Origin of the sequence: Chitinophaga arvensicola (assembly GCF_900110835.1) — a bacterium.
Lineage (GTDB): Bacteria > Bacteroidota > Bacteroidia > Chitinophagales > Chitinophagaceae > Chitinophaga > Chitinophaga arvensicola.
The window spans coordinates 3,793,336-3,810,030 of sequence record NZ_FOJG01000002.1 but is presented as its reverse complement, the minus strand read 5'-3'; the positions used below and the strand labels follow the sequence as shown (position 1 = coordinate 3,810,030).

Genomic DNA, 16,695 nt, shown 5'->3' with positions numbered 1-16,695 from the left:
TAGATTGTTGAGTGTTATAATGTTAGTGTTCCCCCTGATTGTAGGGTACTACGAGTACGGGTATACGGGAATGACGGATAATATATTCCGCATTACTGCCCAGTAACATATGATCCAATCCGGTTCTGCCGTGTGTACCTACCACCAGCATGGTGGCATTGCTATTGTGGGCCTGCTCCAGGGTTTCATTTTTCGGGTTGCCGGTCGACACCATGATATTGATGTTTTGCTTGTCCGGGTAATTTTGTCTGTAAGATTCCAGTCTTTCTTCCACTTCGCGGATCCTCGCAGGAATATCATCTGTAAACACAGGCCCTCCCTCTGGTAATCCGATGCCGATCCCGATCTCCACTACGGAGAACAGGGTAACGGAGGCATTCATTTTATCGGCCAGTTCCAGGCCGGTCCTGATCAGGTTTTCTGAAAAACTGCTCAGGTCTACTGCGATCATGATGTCTGACATATGCAGGAATATTTATTTGTGAATGTTTATTCATTTATTCTATGCTTTCAGGGCATCCCAGCAAAGGTCGAAAGTACTGTTGATCCGGCTTCTGTTAAGGGTGATACCGCTGTAATGCGTTTGTTTCACAAGTTCATTCATCGCACCCAGCATAAAGGTGAGCAATAACCCGGTATCTGTTTGCTTGATAAGTTGTTCTTTCTGACCTCTCTCCATCAGCGCATAAAAGGGCGCCGATAATTGCTGTGCCTTTTCCCGCGTATCCGCAGTAATAAAGGGCGAATGATAACATTGCTCCATGAAAATCACTTCTTCAAAATGCTGCAGTTTGTAGCGGAGGATGTTCAGCCAGATATTCTTGAATCCGGGTTTGAACGGAAGTTGCGGGTTATAGCCTTTAAAGGATACCTGCACAGAATTCTCCCGGCAGGCGGCAAATAAAGCGTTGATCAGTTCATCCTTTCCCTTGAAGTAAACGTACAGGGTGCCGGTTGCGATTCCAGCCTCCCTGGAAATGTCTCCCATCGTAACACCAGACAACCCTTTTTTCGCCACCAGCTTGAGTGCCGACTGGAAAATCTGCGTTACTTTTCTATCATCTTTCAGTTTCACTCTACAAAGATAAGTGAATATATATTCACTTTAAAAAACAAAAAAAGCCTTCGCAGTGGAAACCGCAAAGGCGCTGAAGCTAGATGATGATTAAATCAAAAACCCATTGGTTGTTAAACAGTTGGGTCGATGTTTAAAGCTATTATTGGTTAAGTTGTTGCTTACTATTTCCCTGGAGATACCATCGCCGGGTAGTATCCCGGATGGAGTCCTTTTCCCAGGTTAATTTGTTCCGGATCAAGTTCTCCTCATTCCCCGATCAGGTCTACCTTTCAAGCAGGTCCTAGGCTAATCAGGTCCACCTTCGAAACAGGCCACTCCCTGATTAGGTTCACCTTTCAAGCAGGTCCACCCCAATCAAGTCCGCCTTCTAAGCAGATACCACGCTGATCAGATCGCAGTTCAGCACCACCGCAACAGGATAAAATTCCCGTCGGCCTTGAGAAGCCAACAGGTACTGCTGAGATATTTGTTAGTTGTATGCATTTCAGTTATCAGGAACTACTGATGGAGCAATATTAGGTCGATCTGTCCCCCGGACAGTTAATTAAACCTAAACAAGAATTGAAATAACGAGCGCAGGAGTGGGCTAAAAAAAATAAACCCCTGCTGATGAACACAGCAGAGGTCTTTAAAACATTCACATGGCATCTGCGACATCGCGCCAGATGCTTATAACACATTATAGCCTGCTAATAAGCTTAAATAAGATGATTGCTGAATCTGGAAAGTTACCGATATGCTTAGTTATTTGTAACTTATCTCTCGCTAAATTAGAGATTACTATCCGGAATAATCGTTAACCGTTGGTTAATACACGGAGAAGGCCGCCAATATAGCTAATTGTAGCATTTTCCCTTTCCCTGATACCATTTTCCATGCATTTGTATATACCACAGGTTATGTATATTTTTTACGGATTGTTCGACCAAACTGGATTTAAACTTTAGCTATATGTTCCACCGGATTCCAACGTTACTACTATTGCTGTGCCTGCTCACTTCGTTAAATGGGTATGCCCAGGATATGCCGGATATGTGGAACAAAGGCGCTGCTAACAACAAACTTCACCCGGGATTAAAATGGTTTGGAGAAGCAAAATTCGGATTGTTTATCCACTGGGGACTTTATTCCCAACTCGGAGGCCGCTGGAAAGACAGCAGCTACTACGGCAGCGGCGAATGGATCATGAACCGGGCAAAAGCACCCGCCGCCGAATACGCCAAAGTAGCACAAACCTTCAACCCTACCGGGTTCAGTGCAGAAGAATGGACCGAAACAGCACGTGAATCCGGGATAAAATACATGGTCATCACCGCCAAGCACCACGAAGGTTTCAGTATGTTCGATTCCAAAGTAACAGACTTCGATATCGTAGATGCCTCTCCCTATAAAAAGGACCCCATGAAAGCCCTCGCCGCCGCCTGCCGCGATAAGGGCATTCAATTCGGTTTCTATTACTCCCAGTTTCTCGACTGGCACGAACCCAACGGAGGGGGCAACAACTGGGACTTTAAAAACAAGGACAAAGATTATCAGCAATATTACCGCACCAAATCAATCCCCCAGCTAAAGGAACTACTCACCAACTACGGCCCCCTCGGGCTGGTATGGTTTGATATGCCCGGCGGCTTAACTGCGGATCAGACCAAACAAATGATCGACAGTCTCCGGTTATTACAACCCGGATGCCTGTTCAGCAGCAGGGTAGGCCATGACCTGGGAGATTACCGCGATTTCGGCGACTCAGAAGTACCACCGGTGCCGATCTCCGGCGCCTGGGAGTCTATTTACACGCATAACGACTCCTGGGGCTATATCCGGCATGACCTGAATTTTAAATCCCCTACGGAAATCATCCGCCTCCTGGGCAATGTAGCCTCTAAAGGCGGAAACCTCATGCTCAATGTAGGCCCGGATGGAAACGGCAAATGGCCGGTGTATTCCGTGGAATACCTGAAAGCCACCGGCAAATGGTTGAAAATCTATGGGGAGAGCATTTACGGTACCACCTGGGGACTGATCCCCGCACAACCCTGGGGCGTAACCACCAGCAAACCCGGACAATTATTCCTGCACGTCTGGCAAATGCCGGCCAACAGGCAATTGCGCATACCCGGTCTCACAGCAAAAGTAAAAACGGTAAAAATACTCGGCACTGATAAAGCCCTCGTATGGAAACAGTTGCCCGAAGAAACCATCATACAGCTGCCTGTAACCCTGCCGGATACACGTAGTACCGTATTGCAGGTTGTTTACAGCGGCCAGCAGACAGACCTCTCACAACTCCGCACACAAACCGTGAGCAGTGAATACCCACAGGCGGAAATCCCTGCGGTATGGGCCGTTTTCAATGGCGCCGCTCAAAGTAAACTCTTTACCTATTCACATTACTTTGGCGACTGGAAACATGATAACTGTATAACTGGCATGACTACACCAGACGACGCGATCGTATTTCCACTGGAAATACAGGACGCCGGGGACTATAAAGTGATCCTGGATTATGCCTGCGAACCCGGCAGTGCTTCACAACAGGGACTGGTAACAGTTGGTGGCCAGCAGCTTCCCTTTCTGACGCTGGTTACCGGTAGCTATGATAGTCATAAGCCGATGAACTTTATTCAACATGCGGTGGGCATCCTCCACATAGACAAAGCCGGGAAACATAACCTGACCGTAAAGCCGGTATCCGGAAACAAAAGTGAACTATGCTGGTTGCGGAAAATCATCCTGCAACCCGTGAAATAATATTTATCAGAAGAACAAGAACATGAAAAAACAACATCTCCTGTTAGGAATGGTATTCGGTCTTTGTGCCGGCACTGCGGTTGCCCAGGTGAAAGCACCTGCAAAGGACTGGCTTATCGACCATCAGTCCTATATCGCAACAGTTACACAAAAAGAACAGGAAATTACGCTCAGCAATGGTTTGCTGAGCAGGAGTTTTCGTATAGGCCCCAACGTCATTTGTACCGATTACCGTAACCTGGTAAGTGGCGAACAGTTGTTGCGCGCCGTGAAACCGGAAGCCAGGCTAACTATTAACGGCCACGATTATATGATTGGCGGTGCAAAGGGGCAAACACAACAGGCCTACCTCTTACCCGGATGGTTGGGCGACCTGAAGGCAGGGGCCACCGACTTTACCTATATCAGTCACGAGGTAACACCCATCTCCCCGTATTTAAAATGGTCCGCAAACCGCTGGTGTTCCAATCCGAAACAGCCTACCGGTAAGGAACTCACGTTCTCATATCAGGCACAGGCACCGGAACTGAAAGGTATTGCGGTAAAAGTACACTATGCTATTTTTGATGGCATTCCGCTGATTTCCAAATGGCTGGAAATTACTAACCAGAGCGGTCAATCCATAAAACTCCAACAGGTAGTCAATGAAATCTTGGCTACCCCGGAAGAAGAATCCGCCGTAGTAGGCGCAGTGACTAAAATGCAGGTGCCGCATGGACTCTATATTGAAAGCAATTATGCTTTTAATAACGCCATGAAAGCAAATCTCAGCGATCAGACCACCCACTGGAAAGCTGACAGCACTTATACTTCACAGGTTAACTATGATCTGCAAACGCCCTGTGTGCTGGAAGTTTATCCTATTGTACCGGTGGGCATCACACTTGCCGGCGGTGAACATTTCGAATCTATCCGTACCTACGAATTGCTGCAGGATGGTTATGACCGTGAACGGAATGGGCTGGCTAAACGGAGATTTTACCGCACCATTGCACCATGGACCACCGAAAATCCCATCTTCATGCACCTGATCAGCACCGATCCGGTGAAGGTAAAAGCAATCATCGACCAATGTGCAGAAACGGGTTATGAAGGCGTGATCCTCAGCTTTGGCAGTGGGTTGAATATGGAAGATACCAGCGCCGCGAACCTGGCTAAGTTCAAGTCGCTGGCCGATTACGCACATAGTAAAAAAGTACTGCTCGGTGGCTACTCCCTCTTTTCGAGCAGGCGTATCAGTGACGAAGACGACGTGATCAATCCTGCTACCGGTAAACCAGGTGGTGCTTTCTTTGGCAATGCTCCCTGCCTCGGTAGTAAATGGGGCCTGGGTTATCTCCAGAAAATCAAAAGCTTCATCAGCCATACCGGCTTCGATATTTTCGAAAATGATGGTCCTTATCCCGGCGATGTATGCGCCTCTACCACGCATCCAGGTCATACCGGTCTCGATGATTCGCAGTGGAAGCAGATGCTGTTGCAGAAAGGACTTTATCACTGGCTCAATGAAAGAGGCGTATACGTAAATGCCCCCGACTGGTACTTTCTGGATGGCACCAATAAAATAGCACTGGGCTACCGGGAAGTGAATTTTTCCCTGCCACGTGCGGAACAACTGATCCTGAACAGGCAGAATATTTTTGATGGCACCTGGGAGAAAACACCTCCTATGAGCTGGGGCTTTGTGCCACTCAGCGAATACCAGGGCGGCGGCGCTGCGGCCACACTGGAGCCACTCAAAGATCACCTGGATGCATATGAGCAACTGATGATGCAATACTATGGCGCCGGTGTACAGGCCTGCTATCGCGGTCCACGTTTATACGATACCGATAATACCAAAGCATTGGTGAAGAATACCATCAGCTGGTATAAGAAATACCGCGATATCCTGAATACAGATATTCTTCACCTGCGCAGGGCCGATGGCCGCGACTGGGACGGTATTATGCACATCAGTTCACAATTACCGCAGAAAGCCCTGGTGATGCTTTACAATCCCACGCAACAGGCCATTACCCGGGAAATTGCACTGCCCATGTATTACAGCGGGTTATCACAAAGTGTACGTATCCGTGAAAAAGAAGGCGCTGCAAAAGCGTATACGCTTGACCGTAACTACCGGGCACATGTGAAAGTAACCATACCAGCCGCAGGATACACCTGGCTGGTCGCCGAATAAACAATGTATCAAACCAAATCTGCATAATCAGCTATGAAAAAATTATCGCTCAGCGTACTAACACTCCTGGTTTTCCTGCTACAGGTGCATTCCCAGGATAAGAAGATATTTAACGAAACAGATGCACAAAAAGAAGAACGCCTGGCCTGGTGGGTCAACGACCGCTTCGGGATGTTCATCCACTGGGGATTGTATTCCATGCCTTCCCGCCATGAATGGGTAAAAAGCAATGAACATATCACCGACAGCGCCTATCAGAAATATTTCGACCTGTACAATCCCGATCTGTACAATCCACGCGAATGGGCCCGGCAGGCAAAGGCTGCTGGTATGAAATACGCCGTGATCACCACCAAGCACCATGAAGGATTCTGCCTGTTTGATTCTAAATTCACGGATTATAAAGCCACCAATACCGCCGCGAAAAGAGACCTGATCAAGGAATGGGTGGACGCGTTCCGCGCAGAAGGATTGAAAGTAGGATTCTATTATTCCCTGATCGACTGGCATCATCCTGACTATACCATTGATCGTGTACATCCGCAACGGCCCAACGATCCGAAGGATTACGATAAGCTGAATAAAGGCCGCGATATGGAGAAGTATCGTGCCTACCTGAAAAACCAGGTAAAGGAACTGATGAGCAATTATGGAAAAATAGATATCCTGTGGACCGACTTTTCCTTTCCTGGTGAACATGGAAAAGATCATAACGACTGGAATTCCCTGGAACTCATTAAAATGATCCGCAAACTGCAGCCGGGTATTATCATCAACGACCGGTTGGATCTGGGTGAATATGAAGATGGGGGCGACTTTGCCACACCGGAACAATATAAAGTGTCTGAATGGCCAACCCGCAACGGTAAGCGTATTCACTGGGAAACCTGTCAGACCTTCTCCGGTTCGTGGGGGTATTACCGTGATGAAACATCCTGGAAAGACAATAAACAATTACTCGTGCTGCTGATCGAATCCGTAAGCAAGGGTGGCAACCTGTTATTGAATGTAGGACCCACTTCCCGTGGTTTATTCGATGCCCGCGCGCAGGACAGGCTCAAAGGAATGGGAGAATGGATGCAGGTCAACGGCCGCTCCATTTACGGTTGTACAGAAGCCCTGGCAGAATTCAAACGTCCGGACAACAGCTTACTCACCTACAATCCAACCACCAAACGTTTGTATGTGCATTTGCTCGACTACCCGCTGCAACGTTTTGAGTTGCCGGGTATGAAAGGAAAAGTAAAGTATGCCCAATTACTCAACGATGGCTCTGAAGTGAAAATGCATAATACCGATAAGGGTGATCTGGCGCTGGAACTGCCGGTACGTAAGCCGGATGTGGAAATCCCGGTGATAGAACTGATTTTACAATAATATCTGCTGGCAAGCAATCTGTACGAGGGGAAGGCGAAAGCCTTCCCTTTGTTATTTTATATATAAGAGGGACACATTTTTTTAGAAATTCTCCGGAAGATGTATATTTTTATACTCACCATTTTTTATTGTCAAACATCCCGGATGAAGCAAGCTTTTTTTTGTCTGACCACATTAATTTTGGCGGCTGTATTGTTCAGTTTTGTAAAACCTTTGCCGGCGGCGAAGAAGCCGAATGTTGTGATCATCTTTATGGATGATATGGGTTATGGCGACCTGGAATGTTTTGCTGGTACCCCCTGGCATACCCCTAACATTAACAGGATGGCCGCGCAGGGAATGCGTTTCACTTATTTTTATGCCGCACAGGCTGTGTGCTCCGCCTCCAGGGCGGGATTGCTGACAGGCTGTTATCCTAACAGGATAGGCATCAATGGCGCCTTGTGGCCAACAGCGCCTATCGCACTGGATACAGCCGAGCAAACTATTGCTTCTGTCCTGAAAACACAGGGATACAGAACAGGGATGGTGGGGAAATGGCACCTGGGTAGTAAAGAACCATGGCTGCCTTTACAGCACGGGTTTGATGAATATCTCGGATTGCCTTATTCAAATGATATGTGGCCGGTACATTATGATGGAAAGCCTTATTCCGATACTTCTACCAATCCCCGCAGGAAATATCCGCCGTTGCCCCTGATAGAAGGCAACAAGCCATTGAGATATATTAAAACACTGGAGGATCAGTCGGAGCTGACCACTATATACACCGAAAGAGCCTGCCGTTTTATAAAAGAAAGCAAAAACAAACCATTTTTTCTTTACCTGGCGCATAGTATGCCGCATGTACCTATCGCTGTTTCCGATAAGCACAAGGGCAAAAGTAAAGACGGACTTTTTGGCGATGTGGTAACAGAAATAGACTGGTCGGTAGGACAGGTATTGAAAACACTGGAAGAAAACGGGTTGTCAGATAATACGCTGGTGATTTTCACAAGTGACAATGGCCCCTGGTTATCGTATGGTAATTATGCGGGTAATACCGGCGGGTTGCGTGAGGGAAAAGGTACCTCCTGGGAAGGCGGTATCCGGGTACCCTGTATTATGCGCTGGCCCAATAAAATTCCTGCCGGCACCGTTTGTAATAAGATGGCGGCTACGATCGATTTGCTGCCTACTATTGCCAATTTATGCGGCGCAGCATTACCGGTCCGGAAAATTGATGGAGTGGATATGAAATCGCTGATGTTTAATGAGCCGGGTGCAAACCCAAGAGATGAGTTGGCCGTATATTATCAGGTGAATAGTCTGGAGTCCATCCGGAAGGGGCCTTGGAAGCTGGTGCTTCCGCACAGGAGCAGAACATACAAGTTAAATCTTCCGGGGTATGATGGTTTTCCGGGAGCACAACCGGAAGTAGATGTGCCGCTGGCATTATATGATATGCGCCGTGATCCGGGGGAGACACTGGATGTGCAGCAGCAGTTTCCGGAGGTCGTGAAATCGATGCTGGTGATAGCAGAAAAGTACCGGTTAGCCCTTGGGGATGATCTGACAGGAGCGAAGGGTTCAGAGAGAAGAGCAGCCGGAAAGGTACAATTGTGACATATATGTTAAAATATAATTTGTTTTAAATGAGAGAAGTGCCAACTTTTAAGTAATTGATTAATAGTCAATTGCATTCCCGTTAATCCTTTAAAAGACTACCAGGTACCACGTTACATTTTCATTTTATTAGTAATATAAAATGGGTTGTATATTAATATGTATTGAAAAACCATATACGTATCCGATTGACTGCTGCATGTAATTGTTTCAAATTTGTTACGGGTATGGAAACCGTGTGATCTTTCCATTTATAATTTATCAACCATACCAGCTTCCGAGAACTTGCAGTTATCAATGGGAGATTTCATATGAATATACATAACCCAAAAGGAATATTATGAAAAAAGTGCGGCCTATAAGTCCTGGTAGTTTGGGAGAAGCGCGTGTTTTAGAGGTTTCAGGATTACGCAGCGAATCATCAGAACTGTTACAACAATTAGCAAAAGATATCTGCAACCTGGTTTTTATGGATATAGAGATACCTGGATTGACTGCGATAGAAGCCGCCAGCATAGTAAAAGCAGCTTACCCTGATATAAATGTGCTATTGCTTACCCTGAACGAGACGGAACAGGGTTTAACGCAGGTGCCAGCAGCAACAGAGAAATTTCAAACGGATCATGTACCGCCTGTCTCCCTGTCGGAATTTATTTCCCAGGTTTATGAGACGGCTTTGCAGTCGAATTTAGTGGCGGTCAACAAAGTATTGGCCTTTTTCAAAAAAGAAAAACAGGTCTATCAGGACCCCTACGGATTGTCGCCCCGGGAGAAAGAAATTCTTCGTTGCCTGGTAAATGGCGACACCTACAAGCAAGTAGCTGAAGGGTGTCATATCAGTGTGGGAACGGTGCGTTCCCACATTATGAATATTTATCGTAAGCTCGATGTAAATTCCCGCTCCAACGCTATCGTAAAGGCAATGAAAGAACACCTGGTCTGATGCCTTAGCGCTTTAGCCCCAGAAACCTTGCGCCTTTACCTGTCTGCCTTGCTGACGTAACGATTTACGCACCTGTACCACCATCCGCTGATTACCTGCCACATAATAAGTTGTATTTGCCACCGGGAAATCATAATGGTATAACCATTCATGAAGGTCGGTAAAATAATGCCCGCTATTGGAAAGGGGCTGCACCGGCATTTGTAATAATTGCCGTGTGGCTGGATTTTCCAGTTGCAGGAAGCAATGAAATTCCTGTTGGCTGGATTTAAGCAGGTACAGGGAATGGAAATGGCCTGCGGCACTGGCGTCGCCTATGCATACAAGGTGCGTAGCGGAGGTGGGTTGTTGAAACCCGCCGCCCGGGCCCGCATAATATACTTCATCACCCGGTTGCAGGCCCAGTGCCCAGGAGCTGCCCACCCCTTCATGCCCGCAATTCACCAGCAGGATGGCTTTCCGCGCCTGCACGTCCCAATTGGCCACGGTGTAGTCACGATAAGTATAAGCAGCTACTTCACATTTGAGATGCTGCGTGCTTCGCTCCGGCAAAGCCTGCGGCAATTGCAGATGGATCTCTAAAAGAAAATTTCCGATACGGGATACGCTGATCACATGCGCAGTCTTCCCTATGCGCGACATCAGTAAACTGGTCGCCCTGTCTTTAATTGAAGGCATAAAATTTTTTGTTTGAAGGGTTACAACTTGCCAGCTACGGTGGGATAGGTTGTTTTATCTGTTGCCTCGTCCGGTAAAATAGCAGGTAGTTTTTCTGTTAATATTTATTTCAGCAAAACTACCGGACCTGAAAGTCTCTGTTATTACACTATTCCGGGTTATAATTATACTTTTCCCGGTTGGCGATCCGGAATGCTACCGGTGTTTGCCCGGTATGCTGTTTGAAGAAACGATTAAAATAGGTTACCTCGTTGAATTGCAGATACCAGGCGATTTCCTTGATCCCATGAGAAGAATGCAGTAACATCCGCTTTGCTTCCAGTATCCGCCTCGCCGCCAGTAATGCGGATGCAGTCTGACCTGTTTCCTGTTTCACCACCTCGTTCAGATGATCTGTGGTGACGTGAAGCGCACGTGCATATTCCCCGGAACTATTCCAGCTCAGCAAATGTTTTTCCATCAGCTCCCGGTAGCGGACCAGCAATTCCGGTTGCAACTGCCGCCCGCTGTTGTTTTCAGGCAAACAGCGTATGAACAGGGTTAACAGCACTGCCAGGTAATGTTGCAATACCTGCTCCTGTAAGGCCCTGCGACTGGTAAATTCTTGCCGCAACCGCTCGCAGAGATGCCATATATCCCGGTAGGTAGCCTCATCCGGCGTAACCGGTTGATCCATGCATAAAGGCAAAGCAGGAAAGCCAGCAGGTAGAAAATCAGCCGTGAAAGAGATCAGGAACACATCAAGAATCTGATCCATATCCGTCGACAGGTGCACCTGCCAGGGCGTCAATAAAAACATGCTCTCCGGAGGCATGTCTACCAGCCTGAAATCCACCATGTGCTGGCTTGCCTGTTTACCATTCACCGCCAATGTGTAAAACTCATGCCGGTGCGCCCGGGTCAGATCAGCATCAGTGCGGTGGGCCGGTTCCCCGGCCACTCTATAATGAACATCTATCATCAACCCCGGATTAGCCAATAGCTGCTCCAGCCGGTATGATGCAATGATGGATTGTTTGTCTTTTTTCATAGCAGCAGCCTCACTGTATTAACAGACGAATGAAAAAAATAATTATTGTACCCACCTGTTTTTTCTCCGGTAAAGGACGCTTTTTTACACTGGCGAAAAGGGAATTTTTTTTGATAAGCTACGGATCACAGGGCCTATGTATAACGTTTTCCTGAAAGCCTGATGGATAGCGTATTTCAAATATTTTCTTTCGGAAGATTTATTTGATATGCGCTTTCCTGTTTACGTTTTTGGGAAAACGCCCACTGAATAATGGCTTGGTTGTATAGGAATATACCTGTTATAGTTTTCTGGAAGATGCCAGCCGGTTTGTGATCTTTTGAAGAAATCATTTTATCAGGTTCCCGAATTGATGGTATGTTCTTTTTAGCGCCCTTACTACTCCTGCCCCTTCCCGCTGAAAAAGATACCTGAAATGGGTAAAATTCCATCCATTTATATGCAACCGATTGCATATTTTCGGTATGTAATCACGTAATGAAATCTGAAATATACCTGTAGAAGTAATAGTTGCATTGAAATATCATGCTTGCAAACGTTTACCGGATGTAATGAATTCCAGGATGAAAGAACGATACAGGTACCCCGGTATTTACTCATTTTTTCATTAAATATTATGAATGCGCTCTGGCAGGAATGCCCGGCTGACCGGCAATTCAGACAATACAGGAAGCCCGGCAAAGCATAATTGGAAATCGGACAGGCCAGTAGCCGTTAACGGTGGAAAGGTAGTTGTGGCTGCTGTCAGCAAAGGAATGGAAACAGGTATGACTCAACCCGAAAATAGAGAACAATGATAAAATATTTATTGGCCACCTCATTGCTGCTGTTGGTGCATTCTTCCCTCGCAGCAACGCCCGCCGACTCACTCCTGAAACTCTGGTACCGGCAACCTGCCAAACAATGGGTGGAAGCTTTGCCGGTGGGGAATGGCCGCATCGGCGCCATGATCTTCGGTGGGGTACAACAGGAAGAATTACAATTGAATGAAGGCTATCTCTGGTCGGGCGTTCCCCGTGATGGCAATAATCCGGCTGCCAGGGAAAAGCTACCGGAAGTCCGTCAACTGCTGGCTGCAGAGAAATATATGGAAGCCGATCAGCTGGCCCGCAAAATGATGGGCACTTACAGCGCCCGCTATCTCACGCTGGGAAGCCTTTTTATAGAAAACAACCTGCCGCAGGAGGCTAACGGTTACAAACGGGAACTGGATCTGAACAACGGCATAGCAAGGGTGACGTATACAGCTAACGGTATTGACTACACGCGGGATGTATTTTGCAGTTATCCACAGCAGTTGCTGGTGATAAGATATACTGCCGGAAAGCCTGGTCAGCTTAACTTCAGCACCCGTTTTGCCAATGGTATGCCGCACACCAATAGTGTGGTAAATCCTCACTACGTGGTAATGCGTGGCCGTTGCCCTGAATACGTGGCAGCCCGTAATTATGAAGCTAAACAGATCGTATATGGCAATAAAGGCATCAACTACGAAGTACACCTGGATGCCCGTGTAAGCGGTGGCCAGGTGAAAGCTGATACTGCTGGTATCCATATTTCCGGTGCTACAGAAGCGGTGTTGTTATTATCGGTGGGTACCAGTTTTAAGGATGGCCTGCCTAATGGGAAAGACCCACATACAGCGGCCATAGCGCCTTTTGCAAAAGCAGGTGCTTATAACGAACTACGGAAAAATCACGTCAACGATTATACGGCATTGTTTAACCGCGTAGCGCTGCACCTGGGAACTGACGAAGGCGCAACGCTGCCAACAGATGAACGCCTGGCGGTATATACCCAACATGGTGGTAACCGCGATCCGCAACTCACCACCCTGCTATACCAGTATGGTCGTTACCTGATGATTGCCGGATCCCGTAAAGGCGGGCCGGCCATGAATCTGCAAGGCCTTTGGAATAAGGAGATGCAGCCGCCATGGGGCTCCAACTACACGATTAATATCAATACGGAGATGAACTACTGGCCTTCTGAAACCGCTAATTTATCGGATTGCGGCAGCCCGTTGTTTGATTTTATTCATCAACTGGCACAGCATGGGCGTGTAACCGCTACCGTTAACTATGGCGCAAAAGGCTGGGTAGCGCATCATAACTCCGACATATGGGGCATGACCAACCCCGCTGGTGGAATAGATTTTTCTGATCCCAATGGTAATCCCAGGTGGGCCATCTGGCCAATGGGCGGAGCCTGGCTCAGTCGCCACCTGTGGGAACATTATCAGTTTACCGGTGATAAAAAGATGCTGCAACAGCTGTATCCTGACCTGAAAGGTGCAAGTCTGTTTATGCTGGATTGGCTTGTGAAAAATGATCAGGGCCAATGGGTCACCAGTCCTTCTACATCTCCCGAAAACAACTTCCAGGTGAATGGTAAACAGCAAGGTTCTGTGAGCGTCGCGTCTACCATGGACCTGTCCATTATTCATGACCTTTTCAATAATACCATTCAGGCGGCTACCGTATTGAAGATGGATGCCGCGTTGGTAGCACGTATCCGGCAAACAATGCAGGAAATGTATCCCTTTCATGTGGGGCAATACGGGCAGTTGCAGGAATGGTACAAAGACTGGGATGATCCGAAGGATAGTCACCGGCACGTATCTCATCTATATGGCCTGTTTCCGGGGAATTTTATTTCTCCGAGAAGGGATAGCATACTGGCGGCAGCGGCTACACGTAGTTTACTTTTACGCGGCGACGGTGGTACCGGCTGGTCGAAGTCATGGAAAATAAACTGGTGGGCCAGGCTGGAAGACGGTAATCATGCCTATACCATGCTGAACAAACAACTATTTCTGGCAGGTGGTCAAACGATGAGCGTAGCCGATAACAGTGGTGGATCTTATCCTAACCTGTTTGATGCACATCCGCCATTTCAGATAGATGGAAACTTCGGGGTAACTTCCGGTATTACCGAAATGCTGCTGCAAAGCCATGATGGCGTATTGTACTTATTGCCCGCTTTGCCGGACGCCTGGCCGGCCGGCAGTGTAAAAGGATTGAAAGCGAGGGGAGGTTTTGAGGTAGATATGGAATGGAAAGATGGCAGATTGACGCATGCTGTTGTCCGTTCCGCTCTAGGTGGGAATTGCCGTATTCGTACACAGGTACCCGTTAGTATAGATGATAAATCGCTTCCGGCAGCCAGGGGTAACAATGTTAATCCTTTCTATCAGCCACAGACGCCCGGACAAACCATTGTAAAAGATCCAACGAAATTACCGGTGTTGCAGTTGAAAAAAGTTTTTGAGTATGATTTTTCAACTGCACCTGGTAAAACTTATAACGTACTGGCAGGTGAATCTGCCATTGTAGCGGCCCTCAAAAAAAGCAGGGCCGTCGTGTACACCAGTACTGGCGCCACAGCGCCCGATTACATCAAAGTGATCCGCGAATGGAAAGGGGACCGGTGTGAAATACGTATAGTCAACACAGGTAGTACGCCGTTGCGCCTGAAAGAAGTGGTGACCGGCATTGCTGGTAACGTATTGCCGGCTACCACCCCTTTTTATGCAGAAGGCTTCCAGATGTTAACACAAACAGCCGGAACGCTGGAGCATCCTGAAACACTCGGTAATTACACGGATGCAGGGCATTATAAGATCCCGCAACCGGAAGGTTATCTTGCTGTGTACAACCTGTTGCGGTTGTATCCTGCCAACGAGGAGCAGATTTTACTGGGGTACACTTCGGGTAAACGTTTTGTGAGCAAATTTTATATCTCTGCGGATACCATCAAAACAGCCACCGACCTGGAGAACCTGGAACTGGCCCCCGGTGCAGCTTTTAACCTGGAAGAGTTAATGGTAACAACCGGAAGGGATGGTAACATGTTACTGGACCGCTTTGCGGCCAGGATACAGGAACAGCATCCACGCCTGGAGTTTAAGCAACCACCCACCGGCTGGTGCTCCTGGTATTGCTTTGGCCCCAAAGTAACGGCACAGAATATTTATGATAACCTGGATTACATCAAAAGTAATATCCCGGCATTGAAGTATATCCAGATCGATGATGGCTATCAGCCGCATATGGGCGACTGGCTGGAAGCAGGGAATTCTTTCGGCGGCAATGTACAGTCAGTGCTGCAGTCTGTCCGGGCTAAAGGTTTTGAACCGGCTATATGGGTGGCGCCTTTTATCTGCGACAGCAATTCCGCTATTTATAAAAATCATAAAGACTGGCTCGTGAAAGATGCCGCAGGCCAGCCTTTGCGCAGCGATCTGGTGAGCTTTGGTGGCTGGCGGCTGAAACCGTGGTATGTGCTGGATGGCACCAATCCTGCGGTACAGCAGCACCTGGAGCAGTTGTTCCGCACCATGCGGAACGATTGGGGTGTCACTTACTTTAAACTGGACGCCAATTTCTGGGGTGCTATTCATGGCGGTCGTTTTTATGATCCTGCGGCTACGCGGGTAGAGGCCTACAGGCGTGGTATGGAAGCGATTCTTAAGGGAAGCAGGGATGCGTTTATCCTGGGTTGTAATCATCCGCTGTGGCCCTCACTCGGACTGGTACATGGCAGCCGCAGTTCCATGGATATCAAGCGTAGCTGGTCCGTATTTGAGCGCTCCGGGCGTGAAAACCTTTATCGCGCCTGGCAGAACGGCCGCCTGTGGTGGAATGATCCGGATTGCCTGGTGTTAACCGGTGATATGCCCGACAATGAATTTAATTTTCATGCAGCATTGTTGTATGCTACCGGTGGCATGTTGCTGAGTGGCGACGACCTGACAAAAATATCACCCCAACGGCTAAACGTTTTACGTAAAGCAATACCACCAACCGCAACAGCCGCCGCTTTCGATGATACCAGTTTTGAAACCGGCAGGGTTACTACCGCTGCTGGCAAACAGGTAGTGTTACTCAATTGGCAGTCATCTTCCAAAAAAATATCCGTGAAGCTCGACGAAACCTGTAATGTATCAGATTACTGGACAGGAGCTGATCTTGGTATCCATAGCGGTTCTTTTAACATGGAGTTACCGGGTCATGATGGCCGGGTATTATTACTAACGCCCAAAAAGTAATGGC

Annotated in this window: 10 protein-coding genes; 6 read left to right on the top strand and 4 right to left on the bottom strand. The window is 47.7% G+C overall.

Going from position 1 to position 16,695, the window contains the following annotated elements:
• Positions 1-22 precede the first annotated feature (22 nt).
• Positions 23-463: a universal stress protein gene (locus BMW79_RS32495; RefSeq protein WP_089903556.1), complete on the bottom strand. Its 441-nt coding sequence runs from the start codon at positions 461-463 to the stop codon at positions 23-25.
• A 39-nt stretch (positions 464-502) separates the two neighbouring features.
• On the bottom strand, positions 503-1,075 hold the full coding sequence (locus BMW79_RS32490; protein ID WP_089903553.1) for a TetR/AcrR family transcriptional regulator: 573 nt from the start codon (positions 1,073-1,075) through the stop codon (positions 503-505).
• A 954-nt stretch (positions 1,076-2,029) separates the two neighbouring features.
• On the opposite strand from BMW79_RS32490, the gene BMW79_RS32485 reads away from it, so the two are divergent.
• The 5 genes from BMW79_RS32485 to BMW79_RS32465 all read left to right on the top strand — a co-directional run bounded on the left by BMW79_RS32485 (position 2,030) and on the right by BMW79_RS32465 (position 9,933).
• Positions 2,030-3,826, top strand: a complete 1,797-nt coding sequence (locus BMW79_RS32485) for an alpha-L-fucosidase (protein WP_089903550.1) — start codon at positions 2,030-2,032, stop codon at positions 3,824-3,826.
• Between the two features lie 22 nt (positions 3,827-3,848).
• On the top strand, positions 3,849-6,008 hold the full coding sequence (locus tag BMW79_RS32480) for an alpha-galactosidase (protein ID WP_218150490.1): 2,160 nt from the start codon (positions 3,849-3,851) through the stop codon (positions 6,006-6,008).
• A gap of 33 nt (positions 6,009-6,041) precedes the next feature.
• Positions 6,042-7,385, top strand: a complete 1,344-nt coding sequence (locus tag BMW79_RS32475; protein ID WP_089903547.1) for an alpha-L-fucosidase — start codon at positions 6,042-6,044, stop codon at positions 7,383-7,385.
• A gap of 144 nt (positions 7,386-7,529) precedes the next feature.
• Positions 7,530-8,990, top strand: a complete 1,461-nt coding sequence (locus BMW79_RS32470; RefSeq protein ID WP_089903544.1) for a sulfatase family protein — start codon at positions 7,530-7,532, stop codon at positions 8,988-8,990.
• Between the two features lie 340 nt (positions 8,991-9,330).
• Positions 9,331-9,933 (top strand): response regulator transcription factor, encoded by a 603-nt coding sequence (locus tag BMW79_RS32465; protein ID WP_089903541.1) that lies wholly within the window; start codon positions 9,331-9,333, stop codon positions 9,931-9,933.
• 12 nt (positions 9,934-9,945) lie between these two features.
• Here BMW79_RS32465 and BMW79_RS32460 read toward each other — a convergent pair whose 3' ends face one another.
• Both BMW79_RS32460 and BMW79_RS32455 read right to left on the bottom strand, forming a co-directional pair.
• Entirely contained in the window at positions 9,946-10,611 is a 666-nt protein-coding gene (locus BMW79_RS32460; RefSeq protein ID WP_089903538.1) for a siderophore-interacting protein, read from the bottom strand.
• A gap of 148 nt (positions 10,612-10,759) precedes the next feature.
• Positions 10,760-11,641 (bottom strand): AraC family transcriptional regulator, encoded by an 882-nt coding sequence (locus tag BMW79_RS32455; protein ID WP_089903535.1) that lies wholly within the window; start codon positions 11,639-11,641, stop codon positions 10,760-10,762.
• Between the two features lie 793 nt (positions 11,642-12,434).
• Here BMW79_RS32455 and BMW79_RS32445 point away from each other — a divergent pair.
• On the top strand, positions 12,435-16,691 hold the full coding sequence (locus tag BMW79_RS32445) for a glycosyl hydrolase family 95 catalytic domain-containing protein (RefSeq protein WP_089903529.1): 4,257 nt from the start codon (positions 12,435-12,437) through the stop codon (positions 16,689-16,691).
• Positions 16,692-16,695 lie beyond the last annotated feature (4 nt).